The sequence below is a fragment of the Streptomyces ortus genome, assembly GCF_026341275.1.
Taxonomy (GTDB): domain Bacteria; phylum Actinomycetota; class Actinomycetes; order Streptomycetales; family Streptomycetaceae; genus Streptomyces; species Streptomyces ortus.
This window is the reverse complement of the sequence record NZ_JAIFZO010000002.1, coordinates 6,929,713-6,951,892: the sequence shown is the minus strand read 5'-3', so window position 1 is coordinate 6,951,892 and position 22,180 is coordinate 6,929,713. Positions and strand designations below refer to the sequence as shown.

Here is a 22,180-nt window from a genome sequence, read left to right as displayed (position 1 = left end):
AAGGGCGGTCCATGCTCGACGTACGCGGCCTGAAGAAGGTCTACGAGGGATCGGGCCGGCGGGTGGAGGCGGTGCGCGACCTCACCTTCACGGTGGAGGCCGGTGAACTGGTCTGTCTGGTGGGGCCGTCCGGCTGCGGCAAGACGACCCTGCTGAAGTGCGTGGCCGGACTGCTCACGCCCACGGCGGGCGAGGTGCTGGTGGCGGGCCGCGGGGTGAGCGGGCCGCCGCCGGACATGGCGGTCGTCTTCCAGGAGTACGGGCGCAGTCTGTTCCCCTGGATGCGGGTGCGCGAGAACGTCGAACTACCGCTCAAGCAGAAGAAGCTGACGGCCGCCAGGCGGCGTGAGCTGGTCGCCGACGCCCTGGCGTCCGTGGGTCTCACGGACGCGGCGGGCGCGTACCCGTGGCAGCTGTCGGGCGGCATGCAGCAGCGGGTGGCGATCGCCCGCGCCCTGGCGTACGAGCCCCAGGTGCTGCTGATGGACGAGCCGTTCGCGGCGGTGGACGCGCAGACCCGGGCCGATCTGGAGGATCTGGTGCGCGGGCTGTGGCGGCAGCGGGGCATCACGATCCTGTTCGTGACGCACGACATCGACGAGGCGGTCTACCTCGGCGAGCGGGTGCTGGTCCTGTCCTCCTCCCCGACCGTCGTCCAGGAGCAGCTGAAGGTCGATCTCCCGGCCGAACGGGACCAGTTGCACACCCGGGTGGCCCCGCGCTTCGCCGAACTGCGCACCCATGTGTACGAGCAGATCCAGGCGGCCAAGCGCGGGACACCGGTCGTCGACCGGCCGGTGAAGGACCTCACCGACACACCGCCCTCGTAGGGCGGCGCACGCACGTGTCACCGGCGGCCGGTGAGGGGGCTCATGCCTCGGACGCCGGCACCACGCTGAGGTGGCCCGCCGGGCGCCGGACGCGGCCGGGCCTGCTCGCCCGGCGCGGCGCGCGGGCCGGACGGCGGGCCTCCCGCAGGACCAGCGTCAGCCGTGTGTAGCCCAGGTCGCGCAGGGTGCTGGGGGTCTCGCCGACGATCCGGCAGGTGTCCCCCCAGCGCGGATCGGGGTGCAGCAGTGGCCGTACCGCGCCGTCGTGCTCGACCGCGTGCGGGCCGACCGAGCGGATCCAGTGCGGCAGGCCGTGGCGGTAGGCGGCGTCCATGATCGGGTCCTGGGCGATGTCCCGCAGGATCGACTGGAGCCCGTGGTCGTGACCGTGCCGCTCCACGGTGGCGGAGAGGTGCGCCAGCATCGGCAGGCACCAGCTCGACTCGTGCTCGGCGAGGACCGTGGCCGCGTCCGGGTGGAACAGGACGAACCGGAGGAAGTTGTCGCCGGGCATGGCGGTGGGGTGCGGGCCGACCGCGCGGAAAAGTGTCTCGAACGCGTCGTTGGCGAGGACGACGTCCCAGCGGTGGTCGACGACGACGGACGGAAAGGTGACGGCGTCCAGAAGTGCTGCGTAGTCCTGGAGATACGCCTGGGCCTCAAGACTGACGGGGACGGGTCGCGGGCGCGGCCGGGGCCCTCCTGCCTCGTATGCCATCGGGAGGTCCACCCCTCTTGCCTATGCGGGCTTCACGCGGCGTCGTGATCCTGCTACCCCGGTCGGAGCGGTGTCAACTATCGTGGCATTTGACGCCCGTTGACGGCTGAATCCCGCCACAGTTGTGGCGAGGCCTGGATGCGAGTTCGACCAAAGGGCTACTCTCCGGTCTTCGGGCGGTTCACGCTGCACAGCACGGATCCCCACAGGGACTTCACGTCCGAGGGGTCCGGTTCCCCCACAGCGGTCCATCGATCGAGACGTAGGAGAACTGTCGGTGACGGATGGCTTCGAGGTTCCGGGCGCCACGGCGACGGGTCTGCTGCCGACCGTCGTGGCCCGAGTCGCCGCTCTGGCGGACCGGCTCGGCGCACCGCACAGCGAGGTGTTCGACGTCCGCCGGCTGTCCGCCGCGTCGGGTGTCCCCGAGGTCGTGGTCGGGGCCCTGCTGAACGGCCGGTCGGCGGGCGAGCCCGACCTGCAGGCCCGGTTCCTGCAACGCCTCGACCTGCTGCGCCGCACTCGGTTGAAGCCCAACGGCCGCCGGTACACGCAGCAGGAGATCGCCGACGGCGCGGGCATGTCGCGGCAGCAGGCGGGCGCGCTCATCAACGGCGACCGGCGTCCGACCATGGAGCACTGCGACGCCATCCAGCGGTTCTTCCGCGTCCACGCCGGTTTCCTGTCCGCCGAGGATCCCGAGGCACTCGCCGGCGCCCTGCAGCGCACCGAGCAGGATCTCCTGCAGCGACTGGCCGACCGGGAGCGGCAGGCGGACCCGGCGGTCGCGGACGACCCGCTGGAGCGGCTGCTGCAGGACCACGGGGTCCGCGGCATCGCCTGGCGGGCGGCGCAGCTGCCCACCGATCAGCACCGGGACAAGGTCGCCGAGTGGCTCGACATGCTCCTGGAGAGCGTCAAGCGGCCCGAGTCGTGATCCGGGGGACCACCGTGGGTGTCGCGAAGGAGATGCGCCGTCTGTGCGGCGAGCTGGTCGAGGAGCTGTCCCTCGCGGCACCCGCGCGACCCGCGGACCTGTACGCGGCGCTGTGCCGCGCCATGAGCGGCCGGCGCGGCCGTCCGGTCCGCTTCCGTACGGCCCCCTTCCCGCCGGGCACCGCCAGTGGGCTCCGGCTCGACCTGGCGGACCGGGACCTGGTGGTCGTCGAGGAACGCACCGCGCCCGACCACCAGCTCGTGATCCTCGGCCACGAGCTGTGGCACATGAGCGCGGGCCACCACGGCCCGCATGCCGGGGGCGCGGCCCTCGCCGCCCCTCCGCCGTCGGACGACGCCGGCCTGGGGGCGACCGTTCACCGGGTGGCGGCGGGCACCCGGTTCGACCTGGCCGACGAGAAGGAGGCCGAGAGCTTCGGGTTGCTGCCGGCGAGCAGGTGCCGGGGTCGGCTGGCCGGTCCGGGGTCGCGCGGGCCCGTACGGCGCGAGGGTCTGGCGGGCCGGATCGAGGCATCCCCGGGCTACCGCGGACCGCGGGACTGAGAGCGCCGGCACGCCGTGGACGGGTCCAGCTACTACCTGCCCGCTGTCGCCATGGCGACCGTGCTGGCCGTCAAGTACCCCTCGCTGCGGCGCTCCTGGCGTGATCCGCTGCTGCGGTCGGTGTGCTGGGTGCTGGCGCTGACGGGGCTGGTGTTCTTCTTCGCGGCGCCGCCGACCATCTCCGAGGTCAACGACCTCCTCGGCGTCACGAACGTCTCCGCGCCGCTCGTCTACTGTCTGCTGAGCGCGTTCAGCGCGGCCTGTCTGGTACTGATCGTCAACTGGCGCGGCGGCCCGCCCGAGGCGACCCGGCGGACGTCGCGGCGCTGGATCACCGGGTACGGCGTCGTGATCGTGGCGCTGGTGGTGCTGTTCGCCCTCGGTGACACCCCGGTCGAGCGGCTGCGGGACTTCGACACGTACTACGCCGACGAGCCGTTCGTCCGGGAGATGATCGTGCTATATCTCGGCGCGCTGGCCGTGGCGGGTGTCGCCATGAACGTGATGTGCGGTCGCTGGGCGCTCCAGGTGCGGGGCCGGCTGCGGGCCGGGCTGCTGGTCATCGTGGCGGGCTACGTGTGCAACATCGCCTATCTGACCGCCAAGTTCACCGCGCTGGTGGCGCACTGGAACGGCGGGAACCTCGACCACCTCAGCTCCGACGTGGCCCCGGTGCTCGCCTCGGCCGGGGCGCAGATCAGCGCGGTCGGCTTCTGCCTTCCGCTGGCCTGCCAGCGCGCCGGCGACACCTGGTCGACCTGGTGCACGTACCGCCGTCTGGGGCCGTTGTGGCGCGAACTGGCCCCGGTCTCGCCGTACGCGGGCCGCACGGCCCGGATGCCCTGGTGGTCACCGGCCGAACTCCAGGTCACGCAGCGGGAGTCGGACATCCACGACGGCCTGCTCAGTCTCCACCCCTACTTCGACACCGGGTTACGGGCCCGCGCGCACGCCGCGGCACTCGCGACGGGCTCCGACCCCGTCCAGGCCCGTGCCGAGGCGGACGCGGCGATGGTGGCGGCGGCGGTACGGGCCAGGGCCGCCGACCCCGGGGGCAGCCGCATCGCGTCGCCGCAGCCGACCGGCCCGGCCGAGGGCCCGCGCGACCTCGTGCGGGTGTCCGTGGCCCTGCGCCGCTCCCCCGTGGTGGCGGCGGTCCGAACCTGAGCCCGCTCTCCGAACCGGGGGTTCACGCGCGGTTTCCCCTCGGCCGACCGGGCGAACGAACACGCGCGGAAAGGGCATTGTCAGTGGCGGACGGCAAGCTGGACCCAGCGCCACCGCTGTGCGGCGGCGCGAGCGGGACCGAAGAGCGGAAGCCGAGCCGAACCGGGGAGAACCGTCCGATGCCGACAGCCGTACTGACCGATCACGAACGCACCGCCGTGCAGGCCTATCTGCGCCTGCTGCAGACCGTACGAGCCGCGATGGACACGCCGTCCGGTTCGGGGCGGCCGGTCGTCGTGCCGCCCTCGGCCCTCGCGGAGGCGGAGCGCGCCCTCGCCGCGGCCGGCCTTGAGGGCAACGAGGAGGCGTTCTTCCGTCTGCTGCACACGTGGTGCCCGGAGGTGTGATGAACCACCGTCAGACCCTGAGGCGTCCGTCGCCGGGCGCAGCCGTGCTCAGCCCTGTGCGTGCGGCACGGTCACCGAGGTCGCCACGAGTCCCCGGCCCACCGTCCAGCGTCCTTCGAAGCGGCCGACGCGACGGCCGTCCACCACCGGACCGGGCACGAGGAGTCCGGCGCTCAGACCGCCGGACGTGGTGTGTCCGGGATCCATGAAGACCTCGATGTCGGCCTCCGCGAAGTCGAGCCACTTCCCGGTGAGGGGGAACCACGCCTTGTAGACCGACTCCTTGGCGCTGAACAGGAGCCGGTCCCAGTGGATGTGCGGATGCTGTCCGGCGAGCTCGTCCAGCCGCCGGACCTCGCCGGGCAGCGCCACCGAGGGCAGCACGTCGTCGGGGAGCCGCCGATGGGGCTCCGCGTCGATGCCGAGGGAGGCGAGGTCGGTGGCCGGGGCCAGTGCGGCGGCTGCGTAGCCCTCGCAGTGCGTCATGCTGCCGATCAGTCCCGCGGGCCACTGCGGGGCTCCCCGGTCACCGGTCAGGACGGCCTGCGGGGGCACGCCGAGCTTCTCCATGGCGCGCCTGGCGCAGCCGCGGACCACGGTGAACTCACGGCGCCGCTTCGCGACGGCGCGCGCGATCAGCGCCTCTTCCCCGGGATACAGCTCGGGGTACGGCGTCGGGGCAGCGGTGCCCTCGGCGTGGTCGTCAGCGTGTGCCTCCACGGCCACGACCGACTCCGGGAGCAGTTCCTCGATCACCGGATCCGACCTCCATCGGCAGAATACGGCGCAGCCTGCCCGGCGGTTCCGAGCGCTTGCGCCACTCGCGGGGGTATCCCACGGACACCTCTTCGAAGCGGACGCCGTCGAGCCAGGTGGTGCGGGGGATGTGCAGGTGGCCATAGACCATGACGGCCACCCGGTGGGCGCGGTGCCAGTCCGCGGTGAGCCGGGTGCCGCACCACATGGCGAACTCCGGATACCAGAGGACGTCCGTCGGGTGCCGGTCCAGCGGATAGTGGTTCACGAGCACCGTGGGCAGCCCGTCGGGCAGCTCCGCGAGCCTGCGTTCGGTCTCGGCCACCCGGGCCCCGCACCAGGCCTCGCGGCTGGGGTACGGGTCGGGGTGCAGCACGTGCTCGTCGGTGCAGACGATGCCGGTCCCGTGGGCGTACGCGAGGCCCTCTTCCTTGGTCGCGCAGCCCGCGGGCAGGAACGAGTAGTCGTAGAGGAGGAAGAGCGGGGCCACCGCGACCGGTCCCCCGGGGCCCTCCCACACGGGGTAGGGGTCCTCCGGAGTGCTGACGCCCAGCTCGCGGCAGAGTTCCACGAGGTGTTCGTAGCGGGCCACGCCGCGCAGGGTGACGGTGTCCTTGGGGTGGGTCCACAGTTCGTGGTTGCCGGGGGCCCAGATCACTTTCCTGAAGCGCCGGGCGAGCGTTTCGAGGGCCCAGCGGATGTCGGCCACCGTCTCCGCGACGTCGCCGGCCACCAGGAGCCAGTCGTCGTCGGTCTCGGGGCGCATCTCCTCGACGAGGGCGCGGTTCTCGGCGTATCCGACGTGCAGGTCGCTGATGGCCAGCAGCCGGCCCTGACGGTCAGCCGTCGTCACCCTCGCCCCCTCCCCGTGCCGGGACGCCGCACGGCCGCCCGGATGAGAACACAAGAACACACGCGCACGGCGCGGTACAAGAGCGACCGCGTCCGGGGTTCGGCGCCGCGCACCGAGGTGCCGACCCGCCGGGCATACGGGCCACTCATCCCCCGATCCGACCATCGGACGGCGGTGATCTGCAGCACCCGGGCGCCTCCCGTGCCGACCCCCCGGGACCGGCCGGGCGCAGGGCCTCTGACCTGGCACGCGAGTCCCGGCGGGCCCGGCGGGGCGGCCTGCGCGGCGGGCGCGGCGGGCGATTCCGTAACACGCACGTAGCAGCAGCACTGCTCAGGAACCCCTATGATCGGCCATACACAACCGCCACGAACTCCCGTTTTCGAACGGCGGTTTTGTGTACCCACCAAACCTCTTGTCGAGCACGGCCTCCTTTGACGTGCCCGCAAACCCTGAAAGGCGGCCTGCATGGTCTCTCGCGTACGCGTCTGGCTCAACCGCACGTACGCGGAGAACGTGTTCTTCATGGATCAGCTGCGGCGAAATCCGTGTGGCCGCGCGGTCGAGATCCACGCCACCCACGGTGACCCCGACTCCCCGATCCTGGCCGCCGCGGACGTCGCCGCGATGGAGCCGGAGGGGCTGTCCCCGGCCGCCTACGTCGAGTACGCGCTCGACCAGTGCGCCCGGCACTCGATCGACGTGTTCGTGCCCGTCCTGCACCAGACCGCCCTGGCCGAGCACCGCGAGGAGTTCGCCGCGGCCGGCACCGCGCTGCTCGCGCCGCCCGCCGAGGCCGTGCACACCTTCCAGGACAAGGTCGTCGCGTACGAGGCCGTCGAGAAGCTCGGTGTGCCGGTGCCCCCGTGGTCGCGGGTCCGCACCGCCGAGGAGCTGATCGCCGCGGTCGACGAGCTGGAGGCCGCCGGTCACAAGGCGTGCTTCAAGCCCGCCTCCGGGGCGGGTGGCGTCGGCTTCCGCATCATCACGCGCACGCCCTTCTCCCTGCTGCACCTGAGCGGCTTCCCCAGCCCGTACATGCCGCTCGACCTGGTCGTCCAGGCGCTGCGGCAGGCGGACGAGCCCGTGGACTGGCTTGTGATGCCCCTTCTGGGCGAGCCCGAGGTGTCCGTGGACTGCCTCACCGGGCCGGACGGACGGGTCCGGATGGCCGTGGGCCGCACGAAGAACGGGCGGCGGCGGGGCTTCACGCTCGACCCGTCGTTCATCGAGCCCGCGCGGGTCCTCGCGGAGGGCTTCGGACTGCACTACCTGACGAACATCCAGTTCCGGATGTTGGGGGACGAGCCGGTCCTCATGGACGTCAACACGCGCCCGGCGGGCGGTCTGCACCAGCTCTCGCAGTGCGGGATCAACGCGCCGTGGGCCGCCGTGCGCCTCGCGCTCGGCGAGGAGCCGGGCGATGTCGTCCCGCCGTTCCTCGGCTCGGACTACGCGGTGGTCTCCGGGCCGCGCGCGGTGCGTCCCGTGTCGGCGCCGGAGACCCCTTTCGAAGCGCAGTCGGCCCAGGAGGCCCAGCCCGCCCAGGAAGCCCACGCGGCGCAGGCGACCCGTACGGCTCAGACGGCCCACCAGGCGCACGCGGCTCAGGCGTCGCAGTCCTCGGACAGCCCCCTGACCGTCTGATCGGCGGCGCCCCGGGGTGCCCGGTCAGTCGGCCGGGTATCCCCACGCCTCCGCGAACTCGGCCAGTTCCGGCGGCAGTTCAGCCTTCGGGCCGGCCGCTCGGGCCGACCGCGCGGGCCGACCGCGCGGGCCGACCTCGCGGGCCGACTGGAACATGCAGGGGTCCCGCGTCCCGTGATCGGGGTCGGGGTGGCCACGGGGGCGGGTCACGGCGGGCCGCGCACTCACCGCGCACCCACCGTGACCATCCCTCTTACCGCTTCCGCACAGCCAGGCGCAGCGTCTGGATCTCGAAGGGGCGCAGGGTGACGGTGACGCCGTCGCCGTCCGTGTCCGCCGTCGACAGCGGGCGCTCCAGCAGGTCGGTGATCTCGGCCCCGGCCAGCGGGAAGCTCGTGCGCAGGGTGCCCCGCGCCCGGCCACCGCGTGACTCGTAGAGGCGTACGACGACATCGCCCGAGGCGTCGTCGGCGAGCTTGACGGCCTCGATGGTCACGCCCTCGCCGTCCACGGAGACGACCGGTTCGGGGGTGCCCGCCGAGTCGGCCACCCGCAGCGGGAGGTTGAGGGAGTAGCCCTCGGCGACCGCGTCCTCGATGGTGGCACCCGGTAGCAGCGCGTAGGTGAAGCGGTGCCTGCCCTGGTCGGCCCCCGGGTCGGGGATGCGCGGGGCGCGGACCAGGCTCAGCCGGACCGTGGTCGTCGTCCCGCCGTCCTCGCGGACCGTGCGGGAGACGTCGTGGCCGTACGTGGAGTCGTTGATGACCGCCACGCCGTAGCCGGGTTCGCCGAGGTGGACCCAGCGGTGGCCGGAGACCTCGAAGCGGGCCGACTCCCAGGTGGTGTTGGTGTGCGTGGGCCGCTGGATGTGGCCGAAGGCGATCTCGGCGGACGAGTGTGCCGCCCGGATGTCCACCGGGAAGCCCGCCTTGAGGAACTTCTCGGCCTCGTGCCAGTCCAGGTCCGTCTCGAAGTCGATCCGGGGGCTGCCGGCGCGCAGGCTGATCGTCTGCGTGACGCGCGAGCCGTTGCCGAAGGAGCGCTCCACGCGGATCGCCCCGAGCAGCGGGTCGTCCTCGACCACCGTCACGGACTCGGCGTCCAGCAGGTCCGTGTAGCGGTTCTTGTAGTGCTTGTCGACGTCCCACGCGTCCCAGTAGTTCGGGAGGTCCGTGTGCAGCCGGAGCAGGTTGCCCTGGCCCGCCAGGACCTCACGGCCGCCCGCGCGCAGATCGCGTACGGAGGCCAGGGTGCCGTCCTCGGCGATCTCGACGCGGACCAGGCCGTTGTCGAGGACCCGGCCCTCGACCGTCACCGGCCGGGGTGCCTCGCCGGTGCCGAGAGGCGCGCTGCCGTTGGCCGGGACGACCGTGTGGGTCGGGGTGCCGTCGGCGGCCCGTACGACCTCGCGGCGCTCGACGGGGCTCGTGTTGAAGACGCGGGGGCCGCCCGTGCCGAGCGCGCCGAGCGCCTCGGCGGTCAGTGCCTCGACCTCCTCGGCGACGCGGGCGTACTCGGCCTCGGCCTCGCGGTGCACCCAGGCGATCGAGGAGCCCGGCAGGATGTCGTGGAACTGGTGGAGCAGAACCGTCTTCCAGAGCCGGTCGAGCCTGTCGTACGGGTAGGCGTAGCCGGGCGCGTGCAGCGCGGCCGTCGTGGCCCACAGCTCGGCCTCGCGGAGCTTGTGTTCGCTGCGGCGGTTGCCCTGCTTGGTGCGCGCCTGCGAGGTGTAGGTGGCCCGGTGCAGCTCCAGGTAGAGCTCGCCGACCCAGACGGGGGCGTCGGGGTACTCCTCGCGGGCCTTGGCGAAGAAGTCGTCGGGGTGCTCGACGACGACCTTGGGCGAGCCCTCCAGGTCGGCGAGGCGGCGCGCCCGCTCCATGATCTCGCGGGTGGGGCCGCCGCCGCCGTCACCCCAGCCGAAGGGGGCCAGCGAGCGCGTGCCGACGCCCTTCTCCTGGTAGTTGCGGGTGGCGCGGGCCATCTCCTCGCCGCTGAAGCGGGCGTTGTAGGTGTCGACGGGCGGGAAGTGCGTGAAGATCCGGGTGCCGTCGATGCCCTCCCACCAGAAGGTGTGGTGCGGGAACTTGTTGGTCTGGTTCCAGGAGATCTTCTGGGTGAGGAACCACTCGTTGCCCGCCAGCTTGGCGAGCTGCGGGTAGGACGCGGTGTAGCCGAAGGAGTCCGGCAGCCACACGCCCTTGGTCTCGACGCCGAAGTGCTCGATGAAGAACCGCTTGCCGTGGACGAACTGGCGGGCGACGGCCTCGCCGCCGGGCAGGTTGCCGTCGGCCTCGACCCACATGCCGCCGACCGGCGCCCACTGGCCCTTCTGGACGGACTCCTGGATGCGGGCCCAGACCTTCGGGTAGTTGTCGCGCACCCATTCGTACTGCTGGGCCTGCGAGCAGGCGAAGACGAAGTCCTCGTACTCGTCGGCGAGCGAGGTGACGTTCGAGAAGGTGCGGGACGTCTTGCGCTTGGTCTCGCGGATCGGCCAGAGCCAGGCGGAGTCGATGTGGGCGTGGCCGACGCCGGAGACGATGTGGGCGCTGGCGTTGGCGGGCCTGGCCAGCGCGGGCTTCAGCGCCGCGCGCACGTCGGCGGCCGAACCGGAGACGTCGTCGAGGTCCAGCAGGTCCAGGGCCCGGTCCAGGGCGTGGGTGATCTCGTGCCGCCTCGGGTCGTGCTCGCCCAGCTCCAGCATCAGTTCGCGCAGGACCTGGATGTCGAGGTCGAGGTGCCAGACCTCCTCGTCGAGGACGGCGATGTCCGCGCGCCGGAAGGTGTAGAGGGGCTTGTCGCCCGCGGTGCGGATGTCCCCCATCGGCGTGATCTTCGAGAAGTCGTCGGCGAGGATGTCCGGGTTCGAGGCCGCCTCGACCAGGTAGTCGATCTCCTCGCCGCCGGCGGCGGGGTTGGCGATGGCCACGTACTGGTTGAGCGGGTTGACCGCCTTCAGCGGGGTGCCGTCCGTGAGGTGGACCAGGGCCTCGGCCTGGTTGCCGGGCCAGTCGCCGACGAAGCCGAGGTCGATGACCGCCTCGACGCGCCGCCCCGCCCACTCGGCGGGCACCTGTCCGCGCATCCGGAACCAGGTCGTGCCCCAGGGCGGGCCCCACGGGGTGCCCGTCGCGAAGGGCGCGTACGACGCGGAGGCGGCCTCTTCGAAGGGAACGGGCTCCCCCGGGGCCTGCCAGGCCTCGATCTCGAAGGGCACGGCGGCGGCGTAGATCGCGGCCTTGATGCGCTGGTCGTGGAGGCGCTGGACGCGCTCCTCGATTCGCCGGCGTTCGTCGTGCATGAAAGTCTCCAGGTAACGAGCGGGGAAAGCGCTTACTTGAGGTAGGCCAGACCAGGATGGACCGCGGTGTACCCGTCCACCAGGTTGCGCGCCACATTCACCGAGTCGACGAGCGGATGCAGGGCGAAGGCCTTGACGGCCGTGGCGCGCGAACCCGACCCGGCGGCGGCCAGCACCTCCCGCTCGACGGCCTTCACCGCGCACACCAGACCGGTGGCGTGGCCGGGCAGCGGGGCGACCGCGACGGGGTGCGCGCCGTTGGCGTCGACGAGGCAGGGCACCTCGATGACGGCGTCCGCGTCGAGGGCGGAGAGGGTGCCCTGATTGCGGACGTTGAGGATGAGCGTGGTCCGCTCGTCGCGGGCGATGGCCCGCATCAGGGCGAGGGCCACCTTCTCGTAGCCGCCGGAGAGGTCGTCGGCGTCGCGCTCGCCCGCGCCGGCCGTCTCCCGGTTCTCGGACATGTACGTGGCCTCGCGCTCGGCCCGCGTACGGTCCCAGGCGGTGAGCGCCGCGCTGTCCGGGCGGCTCATCTCCTCGTAGAAGGAGGCCTGCTGGTCGCGGAGGAACGCGCCGCGGGTCTTCTCGGCCTGGCTGTAGGCGCGGACGGCCTCGCGGTTGAAGTAGTAGTAGTGCAGATACTCGTTCGGGACGGCGCCGAGCGACTGGAGCCAGTCCGTGCCGAAGAGCTTGCCCTCCTCGAAGGAGCCGAGCAGGTCGGTGTCGGCGAGCAGCCGCGGGAGTTCGTCGCGTCCGGCGACGTGGAGTCCGCGCACCCAGCCGAGGTGGTTGAGGCCGACGTAGTCGATCCAGGCCTCGCGGGGGTTCGCGCCCAGGACGCGGGCGATACGGCGGCCGAGGCCGACCGGGGAGTCGCAGATGCCGATGACGCGGTCGCCGAGGTGGCGGGACATGGCCTCGGTGACCAGGCCCGCCGGGTTGGTGAAGTTGATGAGCCAGGCGTCGGGCGCGAGGCGGGCGACGCGCCGGGCGATGTCGACGGCGACGGGCACCGTGCGCAGGCCGTAGGCGATGCCTCCGGCGCCGACGGTCTCCTGGCCGAGGACGCCCTGGTCCAGGGCGACCCGCTCGTCGGCGGCGCGGCCTTCGAGGCCGCCGACGCGGATCGCGGAGAAGATGAAGTCGGCGCCGCGCAGTGCCTCGTCGAGATCCGTGGTGGCGGTCACGGCCGGTGCGTCCGGGTGGCCCGCCGCCTGCTCGGCGAGGACCCGGGCGACGGCGGAGAGCCGCCCCTGGTCCAGGTCGTGCAGGACGACGTCGGTGACGCGGCCCTCGCCGCGGTCCCCGAGGAGCGCCCCGTACACGAGCGGCACGCGGAATCCGCCGCCGCCCAGAATCGTCAGCTTCACGCAACTGCCCTTTCGCTGTTCCTCGGGGTCATCAGGGGTGGTGGGGACGGTGGCGCCACCAGGGCCTTCGGCGCCGGGGTCGCCGGGGCCGGGGTCGCCGGGGCCGGGGTCGCCGGGGCCGGGGGAGGTACCGGAGCCGCCAGGGCCGCCAGGGCCGCCGGTGATACTGGCGCCACCAGCGCCTTCGGTGACCCCGGTACCCCCGGGGCCACCGGTGTCTCCGGCGCCGCGGGTGTCTCCGGCGCAACCGGGACCACCAGTGCCACCGGAACCACCGATGCGGCCGGGGCTCTCGGGGCCCTCGGGGCCACTGCGACCGTCGGGAGCACCGGGGCCGTCGGGGTCACCGGCGCCGCCGCGGCCCCGGCACCCGCCGTGGACGGCATCGCGGCCCCGGCGCCCGCCGTCAGGTTCCCGCGCTCGCCGGAGCGCGTCGGGATCCCGTGCGTGCCGGTCACGTGAGCACCACGCGTACGCCCGCCTCCTCCAGGGCGGCCCGCGTCCCGGCGTCCGCCGGCGCGTTGGTCACCACGACGTCCAGGTCCTCGGGCCCGCAGACCTTGGCCATCCCCGTCCCGGGGAACTTGGCGCGGTCGGCGAGCAGGACGACCCGGTCGGCCGCCGCGATCATGGCGCGCTTCACCGGTACCTCGACGACGGTCGTGTCCATCACCTGCCCTCCCGGCCGTACCCCGCTCGTTCCCAGGAACAGCCAGTCCGCGTGCAGCTGACGCAGATTGTCCTCGGTGAGGAAGCCGACCAGTGAGCGGTATTCGCGGCGGACCATGCCGCCGAGCAGGACCAGCTCGATGGCCTCGTCGTCCACCAGCTCCTCGTAGACCACGAGGTTGCTGGTGATCACGGTGATCCGGCGGCCGTGCAGCTGCCGGGCCAGCCGGTAGGCGGTGGTGCCGATGTCGAGCAGCACGGACTGGCCGTCCTCGACGAGGGCCGCCGCGCGCTCCGCGATGGCGTCCTTCTCGGCCACGCGCACCTCGGCGACCTCGGCGAAGGGCTGGTCGCCCTCCTCGGCGACCGCCCCGCCGTGCACCCGGGTGAGCAGGCCCTCCTCCTCCAGCTTGAGCAGGTCGCGCCGGACGGTGGCGGGGCTCACGCCGAGCTGCTCCGAGAGGTCGGTCACGGCCGCGGGGCCACCGGAGCGCAGGGCCCGCAGGATGAGTTGATGTCGTCGCTCTGCCAGCACGACGTGAACAGTACTCGTCATTGCCAATCATTTCTATGCTCAGTTCTGCTCGACTCTTGCCAAATCGGCCGGAGACGCGCACGATCCTGTCCACCGAAACACGATCCGGTGCACCGAAAATGAAGAGTTTTGACGAGAGGATGCCTTCGTGGGTGAGACACGGCCCGACGCGCGGCCCGATGTGCTGCTGACCGGGCTGCTCTTCTACGACCTCGTCCTGACCGGTCTGGGCAAGCCGCCGACCCCCGGCGAGGAGATCTGGACCGACGGGATGGGCACGAGCCCGGGCGGCATCGCCAACCTGGCTGTGGCCGCGGCCCGTTACGGCCTCAGCACCTCCCTGGCGACCGTGTTCGGCGACGACGGCTACGGCGCGTACTGCCGTGAGGTCCTCGCCGGCCAGGAGCACATCGACCTCTCGCTCTCCCGTACGGCGGACGGCTGGCACACCCCGGTCACCGTCTCGATCGCCTACGGCCACGACCGGGCCCTGGTCACCCACGGCCAGGAGCCCCCGTACTCGCAGGACGCGCTGATGGGTGACCCGCCCGCCGCGCGCACGGCCCTCGTGCACATCGAGGCCGAACCCCGCGAGTGGCTCGCCAAGGCCGCCGCGAACGGCACGAAGATCTACGCGGACGTCGGCTGGGACCCCACCCAGCGGTGGTCCCAGGACCTCCTCGACCAGCTCGCCCTGTGCCACGCCTTCGTCCCGAACGACACCGAGGCGATGGCGTACACCCGTACCGGCACCGCGGCCGACGCGCTCTCCAAGCTGTCCGAGCTGGTGCCGGTGGCCGTGGTCACCCGCGGCCCAGGCGGCGCGATCGCCGTCGACCAGAGCACGGGCGAGCACGCCGACGTGCCCGCCCTCGCCACCGACGTGCTGGACGCGACGGGCGCCGGAGACGTCTTCGGCGCGAGTTTCGTCGCTGCCTCGCTCCAGGGCTGGCCCCTGGAGGAGCGGCTGCGCTTCGCGGTGCTGGCCGCCGGACTCTCCGTACAACGGCACGGCGGGGCGCTGGCCGCGCCCGGCTGGTACGGGATCCACCAGTGGTGGAGCTCGCTGAAGGACCCCGAACTGCGGCGCGCGTACGGCTTCCTGACGGACCGTATGCCCGCCGATCCCGGCCCTCCGGTCCCCCACGCCCCGGTGACTCCACCCGCCCCCACGGCACTGCCGACCCCACCCGACGCATCCGCCGCGACGCATCCCTTCTGATGCCGCCGCGCTGATGCGCCTCTCCTGATGCGAAGACCGAACACATGTGAAAGGCGGTGGGAGCTGTGCGGCTCTCACGAAGGGGCCTGCTCCGCGCGGGACTGGCCGGTACGGCCGCGACCGCGCTCGGCGGCCTGGCGTCCGGCTGCGCCGTACCGAACGGCTCGACGGGCCGGAACATGGTGCTGTGGTACTGGAGCGGCGGTCTGAGCGACACCGTCGTCAAGAAGGCCAAGGCGCGTTACGACGACGCGGTCGACCTGGACGCGATCCAGATCGGCGGCTACTACCGCTCCAAGCTCATCACCACGATGACCGGCCAGGCCCATGTCCCCGACATCGCGGGGCTCAAGGGCGAGGACATGGCGTCGTACCTGCCGAACGCCGACCAGTTCGTGGACCTGCGCACACTCGGCGCGGAGAAGCTCAAAAGCCAGTACCTGGACTGGAAGTGGCAGCAGGGAGTGGCCCCCGACGGCAGCCTCGTCGGCTTCCCCATCGACGTGGGCCCGGTCGTGCAGTTCTACCAGCCGGCCGTCTACGAGAAGGCCGGGCTGGCGCACGAACCGAAGGACGTCTCCAAGGAGATGGGCACCTGGGAGCAGTTCTTCGCGGCCGGTGAGCAGCTCAAGAAGCGGGTGCGCGGGGCGTTCATCCTCACCGACATCACCAGTGTCTTCGAGATGTCGATCGGACAGGGCACCGAGCGGTTCGTGAACCGGGACAAGCACTTCATCGGTGACCAGGAGCATGTGCGGGTCTGCTGGGACCGGGCCGTGGAGGCCAAACGGCGCGGGCTCGCGTCGAGCATCGTCACGGGCACGCCCGACTCGATCTCGGCCACCGAGAGCGGCAAGCTGCCCAGCCAGCTCAACGCCTCGTGGAACGCGGGCGACCTCAAGCTCCAGTACCCGAAGACCAAGGGCAGATGGCGGGTCGCGAACTGCCCCGGCGGCCCCTCGAACGTCGGCGGCTCGTTCCTGGCGATCACCAAGGCGTGCCGTGAACCCGAGAAGGCCTTCGAGATCATCACCTGGCTGCTCGGCCCGGACAACCAGGCCCAGGGCTTCATCGACGCCGGGCTCTTCCCCTCCACGCCCGCCTCGTACGAGATGCGGAAGCTGCGCGAGAGCGACCCGTTCTTCGGCGACCAGATCACGATGGACGTCTACGGTCCCGCCGCGGAGAAGATCCCGGTCGCCTTCAACAGCCCGTACGACGTGGCGCTCGGGCAGCCGATCAGGGACGAGATCAAGAACGTCGGGGTCCTCGGCAAGAACCCCGAGAACGCCTGGAAGGACGCCATGAGCAAGTGCCGGCGCATCGCCGACCACCTGGGGGTGAGTACCTGATGGCCACCGCACCCCTCGTCGAGAGGCCCCCGGCGCCCGTCGCCGAGCCGCCCGCGTATCGTCCCAAGAAGGGCGTCCTGAGCTACTGGCGGCTGTACGCCGCGATCTCCCCCTTCTATCTCCTCTTCCTCGCCTTCGGTCTGATCCCGGTCGGCTTCTCGCTCTATCTGTCGTTCCACCGCTGGGACGGCCTGGGCTCCATGGAGTACGCGGGGCTCTCGCAGTACCGCTATCTGCTGACCGACACCGATTTCTGGAGCTCGATCGGCAACACGCTGATCATCTGGGCGCTGGCCACCTTCCCCATGATCTTCCTCGCGATGATCACGGCCGTGATGCTCAACTCGGCGGTCCGCTTCAAGAACGTCTACCGCTTCGCGTACTTCCTGCCCAACGTCACCTCCGTGGTGGCCGTCGCGATCATCTTCGGCTCGGTGTTCTCCACCAACTTCGGCCTCGTGAACGCCCTTTTGCAGGCCGTCGGCCTCGACCAGATCGCCTGGCTGAACACCCCCTGGGGCATCAAGGTCGCCATCGCCACCCTGATGACCTGGCAGTGGACCGGCTACAACGCGATCATCTTCCTCGCCGGACTCCAGACGATCCCGGGCGAGCTGTACGAGGCGGCGCGGATGGACGGCGCGGGGCCCGTGCAGACCTTCTTCCGGATCACGCTCCCGCTGATGCGCCCGGTGCTGCTGTTCGTGCTCGTCATCTCGACCGTCACCGGACTGCAGAGCTTCTCCGAACCGCAGGTGCTGCTGCAGTCCACCGCCAACGAGTCCACGTTCTCCGGCGGCCCCGACCACGCCGGCCGGACGATGGTCCTCTACTTCTTCCAGCAGACCTTCGACAACAACGACTTCGGTTACGGCGCGGCCGTGGCCTGGGGCATCTTCCTCGTCGTCGTCATCTTCTCGATCATCAACTGGCGCCTGGTGCAGCGCCGGGGCGAAGACTAGGGAGGCCCGTCACCATGGCTGTCACCACACAGACCGAGCCCGCCCCCACCGAGCCGCCCCGCACCGAGCCCGCCAAGGGCACGCGCATCCGGGGCAACCGGCGCAGAGGCGTCGCGCTGCACGTCTCCCTGCTGTTCGGGGTGCTGCTCTCCGCGTTCCCGTTCTACTGGGCCGTGATCATGTCGACGCACACGTCGACCGAGATCTTCTCCTATCCGCCGAAGCTGCTGCCCGGTTCGCACTTCGGCGACAACCTGAACAAGCTGTTCGACAGCATCGATTTCTTCGGGTCGATGTTCAACTCGCTGCTCGTCGCCGTCTCGGTGACGTTCCTCGTGCTGTTCTTCGACTCGCTGGCCGCGTTCGTCTTCGCGAAGTTCAGCTTTCCGGGCCGCCGCGTGCTGTTCGCGATGATGATGGCGATCTTCATGGTGCCGGCGCAGCTCGCCGCCATCCCGCAGTTCGTGATCATGGCGAAGCTGGGCTGGATCGGCTCGATGACCTCACTGATCGTGCCCGCCGCCGCGAACGCCTTCGGCATCTTCTGGATGCGGCAGTACATGAAGAGCGCGATCCACGACGAGCTGCTCGACGCCTCGAAGATCGACGGGGCGAGCTTCCTGCGCCAGTACTGGCACGTGGCGCTGCCCGTGGTCCGCCCCGGGCTCGCCTTCCTCGGCATCTTCACGTTCATGGGCCAGTGGAACGACTACGCCTGGCCGCTGATCGCCCTCACCGACCCGGGCAACGTGACCCTCCAGGTCGCCCTGTCCCAGCTCAACGGGGTCCACGGCACCACGGACTACGGGATGGTCATGACGGGCGCGGTGCTGGCCCTGATCCCCCTGCTGATCGTCTTCGCGATCGGCGCCAAGCAGATCATCGCCGACCTCGGCAAGGGAGCGATCCGCTGATGCGACGCGACCACCTGCTCACCCTGCGGCCCTGGGAGTCACCGGAGACGACCTCCTGGCAGCGGCTGCCGATGAACGCGGTGGACCGGCGTTCCGGCGCGCTGTCCCTGGACGGCTCCTGGCACTTCCAGCTGCTGTCCTCGCCGACCGGCGCGTCGGGCGAGTGGACCCTCGCGGACGTGCCGGGCGTGTGGACCATGCAGAGCGCGGTGACCACGCAGGGCACCGCCGACCTGCCCCAGTACACGAACGTCCGGATGCCGTTCGCCGACTTTCCGCCGCACGTGCCCGCCGCGAACCCGACGGGCGTGTACGAGCGGTCCGTGGACATCCCCGCCGAGTGGGCGGGCCGCCGGGTCGTCCTCCAGGTCGGCGCGGCCGAGAGCGTGCTCCTCGTCCATGTGAATGGCCGGCCGGTCGGCCTCTCCAAGGACTCCCACCTGGCGGCCGAGTTCGACCTCACGGACGTCGTACGCCCCGGGGACCCGGCCACCGTACGGTTCACCGTCGTCAAGTGGTCCGACGCCTCGCACATCGAGGACCAGGACCAGTGGTGGCACGCGGGCATCACGCGTTCGGTCCTGCTGTACGCCACCGACCCGCTGCATCTCTCGGACGTGACCGTGCGGGCGCCGCGGGACGGACGGCTGCGGGTCGACTGCACGGTGCGCGACACGGCGGGACCGCTCCCGGCGGGCTGGTACGTCACGGCGGCCCTGGACGGTCAACTCCTCTCCCAGGACACGGAGTTCGACCGTCTCAACGCCGAGGACATGCGGGTGTCCGACTTCCACGGCGAGGCGCGGCTGCGGACCGTCGTCCGGGACGTCCGCCCGTGGACCGCCGAGACACCCGAGCTGTACGACCTGGCCGTACGGCTGCACCGGGCCGACGGCTCGATCGCCGACAGCTCGCACCACCGGGTCGGTTTCCGGGACGTCGAGATCGTCGGCCGGGACCTGCTGGTCAACGGCGAGCGCGTCTTCGTACGGGGCGTGAACCGGCACGACTTCCACCCGCTGACCGGCCGCACGGTCACCGCGGACGACATGCGCGCCGACCTCGTCGTCCTCAAACGGTTCGGCTTCAACGCGGTCCGCACCTCCCACTACCCGAACGACCCCACGCTGTACGACCTCACCGACGAGCTGGGCCTGTACGTGGTGGACGAGGCGAACATCGAGTCGCACGACCACGCCCACGAGATCGCCGACGACCCGCGCTATCTGCCCGCGTTCGTGGACCGGGTCTCGCGCATGGTCCTGCGGGACAAGAACCACCCCTCGGTCATCATCTGGTCACTGGGCAACGAGTCCGACTACGGCGCCAACCACGACGCGGCGGCGGGCTGGGTACGGCGCCACGACCCGACCCGGCCGATCCAGTACGAGGGGGCCGCCAAGATCGACTGGGCGGACGAGAAGCTCGCCTCCGACATCGCCTGCCCGATGTACGCCCCCATCGAGGACTGCGTGGCACACGCCCTGTCGGGCCGGCAGACCAAGCCCCTCATCCAGTGCGAGTACTCGCACGCCATGGGCAACAGCAACGGCACGCTCGCCGACACCTGGGCAGCCATCGAGTCCACGCCGGGTCTTCAGGGCGGTTTCATCTGGGAGTTCTGGGACCACGGCATCCTCCAGCGGGTGGACGACGGACGACCGGCCGGACGGGCCGGCGTGGGCCTGTACGGCAACGGTGTCACCTCACCGGGCCACCGCTGGGCGTACGGCGGCGACTTCGGCGAGGCGATCCACGACGGGGCCTTCATCGCCGACGGCGTGGTGTTCCCCGACCGCACCCCCAAGCCCGTGATGTACGAGCACCGGGAGATCGCGGGGCCGGTCCGGCTGACGTACGACGAGGGGGTGCTGCGGGTGCACAACCGGCAGCACTTCCGGGGCCTTGAGTGGCTGGCCGCCGAGTGGCTGCTCTCGGGCGCCGACGGTACGACGCGGCGCGCGGCTGCCTCGCTGCCGGAGGTGCCGCCGGGCGGGTCGGCGGAGGTGGCGCTGCCGTTCCCGCCGCCCGAGCCCTCCGCCGGTGAGACCTGGCTGACGTTGCGGGTGACCACCGCGGACGACGAGGCGTGGGCGCCGCTCGGCACGGAGGTGTGCGTACCTCAGGTCCGGCTGGCCGCCGCGGTCGCCGACGCGCCGCCGGAGCCCGCGGCCGGTCCGGCCGTCACGCTGGACGGGGACGCGCTGCTGGTCCATCCGCTGCTGACATCGGCGCCGCGGCTCTCGCTGTGGCGGGCACCCACCGACAACGACGAGCTGGGCGGCATGGCGGCGCGCTGGCACGACTGGGGTCTCGACGCTCTCGTACGCAAGGTCGTGGACGTGAGTGAGGAGGGCTCGCGGGTCGTGGTGCGCAGCGAGTACGCGACCGGGGCCGGGCCAGTCCACCACGAGCAGGTGTTCACCCCCGTCACCGGCGGGATCCGGGTCGAGGAGTCGGCCGAACTGCCGGAAGGGCTCGACGACGTGGCCAGGGTCGGTACGGTCTTCGAGACTGTCCCCGGGCTCGATGTCCTGGACTGGTACGGGCAGGGTCCCTGGGAGTCGTACCCGGACCGCGCAGCGGGGGCGCCCGTGGGGCATCACTCGCTCGCGGTGGACGAGCTGTTCACGCCGTATCTGCGCCCGCAGGAGAGCGGTGGGCGGCACGGGGTGCGGCGGTTCACGCTGTCGGCGCCGGATGCCACGGGGCTCGCGGTGGAGCTGGGGGTGCCGGGGCAGGTCTCCGTCAACCGCTACCGGGCGGAGGATCTGGCGGCTGCCGCGCACCATGACGAGCTGGTGCCGCGGCCGGGGTGTGTCGTGCATGTCGACGCGGCGCATCGGGGGCTGGGCACGGCGTCCTGCGGGCCGGACACGTCGGCGGGGTATCGCGTCGCCGCGGGGGGTCATCGGTGGGGGTGGACGCTGCGGGTGCTTTGAGGGGGCGCTGGTCGCGGCGCAAGGACTAAAAGATTGCGCCGTTCCCCGCGCCCCTGAAAGCCAGAAGGTTGCGCCGTTCGCCGCGGCGCAAAGACCAAAGGACTGCGCCGTTCCCCGCGCCCTGAAAGGGCTGAGGCGGTGACTGGGAGGGGGCGTACCGTGGGGCTGTGACCAGTGACGAGGTGCTGCGGCCCCAGTCCCTCATGTTGTCGTTTCTCGGTGATCAGGTGCTCGGGCGGGGCGTCTGCGTGTATTCGGGGAGTGTCATCGACGTCTTCGGGCGGGCGGGCGTCGGCGAGCACGCCACCCGGTCCACCCTGACCCGCATGGTCGGCCGCGACCTGCTGCGGCGGCAGCGCGAGGGACGCCGGATGTACTTCGGACTGACCGAGCGCTCGGAGGCCGTGCTGCGGGACGGTGAGCGGCGGATCTGGGAGGAGGGGGCCGTCAACCGCCGATGGGACGGCACCTGGACGCTGCTGGGCTTCTCCTTGCCCGAGTCATGGCAGCGTCAACGCCACGATCTGCGCGCGCAGTTGACGTGGAACGGCTTCGGCCCGCTGTTCGGCGGGCTGTGGATCGCGCCCGGCGAGACCGACGTCTCCGGACTGGTCGCCGAACTCGGCCTGTCCGCCCACGTGAAGATCTTCCGTGCCCACGCGGACGCCGGCATGGACATCGGCGCGATGATCGAGGAGACCTGGGAACTGGGCGAACTCGCCACGCGCTACCGCGAGTTCGTGAGCCGCTGGCAGCGCTGGGAGACCGTGGAGCCCGAGGCCGACGAAGCCCTCGCACTTCGGCTGCGCCTGTCCACGCAGTGGCTGCAGGTCGTCCGCCGGGACCCGCGCCTGCCGGTCGAGCACCTGCCGGACGACTGGCCCGCCGACCAGGCCGAGAAGACGTTCCGGACGGTGTACACCCGCCTGACCCCCCTGGCCCAGCACTCCGCGGACCACCTCCTGGACCTGGTCCCGGTACGCCCCTCCAACCCATAGGGGCGCGGGGAACGGCGCAATCCTTTGGTCTTTT

At 71.5% G+C, this 22,180-nt stretch carries 19 protein-coding genes; 12 read left to right on the top strand and 7 right to left on the bottom strand.

The genetic code is table 11. The features are described from left to right. The first annotated feature begins 11 nt into the window (after window positions 1-11). Window positions 12-830 carry an ABC transporter ATP-binding protein gene (locus K3769_RS33600; RefSeq protein ID WP_267030006.1) on the top strand — a complete coding sequence of 273 codons (819 nt, stop codon included), beginning with the start codon at window positions 12-14 and terminating at the stop codon, window positions 828-830. Between the two features lie 40 nt (window positions 831-870). On the opposite strand, the gene K3769_RS33595 is transcribed toward K3769_RS33600, so the two are convergent. Next, window positions 871-1,548: an MmyB family transcriptional regulator gene (locus tag K3769_RS33595; RefSeq protein WP_267030005.1), complete on the bottom strand. Its 678-nt coding sequence runs from the start codon at window positions 1,546-1,548 to the stop codon at window positions 871-873. Between the two features lie 277 nt (window positions 1,549-1,825). On the opposite strand from K3769_RS33595, the gene K3769_RS33590 reads away from it, so the two are divergent. The 4 genes from K3769_RS33590 (at window position 1,826) to K3769_RS33575 (ending at window position 4,622) form a co-directional block, all read left to right on the top strand. Further along, window positions 1,826-2,485 carry a helix-turn-helix domain-containing protein gene (locus K3769_RS33590; protein WP_267030004.1) on the top strand — a complete coding sequence of 220 codons (660 nt, stop codon included), beginning with the start codon at window positions 1,826-1,828 and terminating at the stop codon, window positions 2,483-2,485. Window positions 2,486-2,517: 32 nt separating this feature from the next. Then, the gene (locus tag K3769_RS33585; RefSeq protein ID WP_267031648.1) at window positions 2,518-3,048 is read left to right on the top strand and encodes a toxin-antitoxin system, toxin component; all 531 of its coding nucleotides are present in this window, start codon (window positions 2,518-2,520) and stop codon (window positions 3,046-3,048) included. A 15-nt stretch (window positions 3,049-3,063) separates the two neighbouring features. After that, complete coding sequence (locus K3769_RS33580; RefSeq protein WP_267030003.1) at window positions 3,064-4,215, top strand: MAB_1171c family putative transporter; 1,152 nt, start codon at window positions 3,064-3,066, stop codon at window positions 4,213-4,215. 179 nt (window positions 4,216-4,394) lie between these two features. Further along, window positions 4,395-4,622, top strand: a complete 228-nt coding sequence (locus tag K3769_RS33575; protein ID WP_210887918.1) for a hypothetical protein — start codon at window positions 4,395-4,397, stop codon at window positions 4,620-4,622. 48 nt (window positions 4,623-4,670) lie between these two features. On the opposite strand, the gene K3769_RS33570 is transcribed toward K3769_RS33575, so the two are convergent. Next, window positions 4,671-5,378 (bottom strand): 4'-phosphopantetheinyl transferase family protein, encoded by a 708-nt coding sequence (locus tag K3769_RS33570; protein ID WP_267030002.1) that lies wholly within the window; start codon window positions 5,376-5,378, stop codon window positions 4,671-4,673. Next, window positions 5,326-6,231, bottom strand: coding sequence for a metallophosphoesterase family protein (locus tag K3769_RS33565; RefSeq protein WP_267030001.1), 906 nt, complete (start codon window positions 6,229-6,231; stop codon window positions 5,326-5,328). The genes K3769_RS33570 and K3769_RS33565 overlap by 53 nt, the downstream gene beginning before the upstream one ends. Window positions 6,232-6,699: 468 nt before the next feature. Between K3769_RS33565 and K3769_RS33560 the strand changes: the two genes are divergently transcribed. Further along, window positions 6,700-7,878 carry an ATP-grasp domain-containing protein gene (locus tag K3769_RS33560; protein ID WP_267030000.1) on the top strand — a complete coding sequence of 393 codons (1,179 nt, stop codon included), beginning with the start codon at window positions 6,700-6,702 and terminating at the stop codon, window positions 7,876-7,878. Window positions 7,879-7,902: 24 nt separating this feature from the next. Here K3769_RS33560 and K3769_RS33555 read toward each other — a convergent pair whose 3' ends face one another. The 4 genes from K3769_RS33555 to K3769_RS33540 all read right to left on the bottom strand — a co-directional run bounded on the left by K3769_RS33555 (window position 7,903) and on the right by K3769_RS33540 (window position 13,756). After that, entirely contained in the window at window positions 7,903-8,034 is a 132-nt protein-coding gene (locus K3769_RS33555; RefSeq protein ID WP_267029999.1) for a hypothetical protein, read from the bottom strand. 97 nt (window positions 8,035-8,131) lie between these two features. Then, on the bottom strand, window positions 8,132-11,182 hold the full coding sequence (locus tag K3769_RS33550; RefSeq protein ID WP_267029998.1) for an alpha-mannosidase: 3,051 nt from the start codon (window positions 11,180-11,182) through the stop codon (window positions 8,132-8,134). 32 nt (window positions 11,183-11,214) lie between these two features. Then, window positions 11,215-12,552 (bottom strand): 6-phospho-beta-glucosidase, encoded by a 1,338-nt coding sequence (locus K3769_RS33545; protein WP_267029997.1) that lies wholly within the window; start codon window positions 12,550-12,552, stop codon window positions 11,215-11,217. Between the two features lie 454 nt (window positions 12,553-13,006). Next, on the bottom strand, window positions 13,007-13,756 hold the full coding sequence (locus K3769_RS33540; protein ID WP_267031647.1) for a DeoR/GlpR family DNA-binding transcription regulator: 750 nt from the start codon (window positions 13,754-13,756) through the stop codon (window positions 13,007-13,009). A gap of 148 nt (window positions 13,757-13,904) precedes the next feature. Between K3769_RS33540 and K3769_RS33535 the strand changes: the two genes are divergently transcribed. From K3769_RS33535 to K3769_RS33510, 6 genes are all read left to right on the top strand, one after another. Next, window positions 13,905-14,978, top strand: a complete 1,074-nt coding sequence (locus tag K3769_RS33535) for a carbohydrate kinase family protein (protein WP_267029996.1) — start codon at window positions 13,905-13,907, stop codon at window positions 14,976-14,978. A gap of 65 nt (window positions 14,979-15,043) precedes the next feature. Then, on the top strand, window positions 15,044-16,330 hold the full coding sequence (locus K3769_RS33530; protein ID WP_267029995.1) for an extracellular solute-binding protein: 1,287 nt from the start codon (window positions 15,044-15,046) through the stop codon (window positions 16,328-16,330). Further along, complete coding sequence (locus K3769_RS33525; RefSeq protein WP_267029994.1) at window positions 16,330-17,292, top strand: carbohydrate ABC transporter permease; 963 nt, start codon at window positions 16,330-16,332, stop codon at window positions 17,290-17,292. The genes K3769_RS33530 and K3769_RS33525 overlap by 1 nt, the downstream gene beginning before the upstream one ends. Before the next feature lie 14 nt (window positions 17,293-17,306). Beyond that, a complete protein-coding gene (locus K3769_RS33520) occupies window positions 17,307-18,206 on the top strand; it encodes a carbohydrate ABC transporter permease (protein ID WP_267029993.1) in 900 nt (299 codons plus the stop codon). Beyond that, window positions 18,206-21,148, top strand: a complete 2,943-nt coding sequence (locus tag K3769_RS33515; protein ID WP_267029992.1) for a glycoside hydrolase family 2 TIM barrel-domain containing protein — start codon at window positions 18,206-18,208, stop codon at window positions 21,146-21,148. Before K3769_RS33520 ends, K3769_RS33515 begins: the two co-directional genes overlap by 1 nt. A gap of 167 nt (window positions 21,149-21,315) precedes the next feature. After that, window positions 21,316-22,146 carry a PaaX family transcriptional regulator gene (locus K3769_RS33510; RefSeq protein WP_267029991.1) on the top strand — a complete coding sequence of 277 codons (831 nt, stop codon included), beginning with the start codon at window positions 21,316-21,318 and terminating at the stop codon, window positions 22,144-22,146. Window positions 22,147-22,180: the final 34 nt, after the last annotated feature.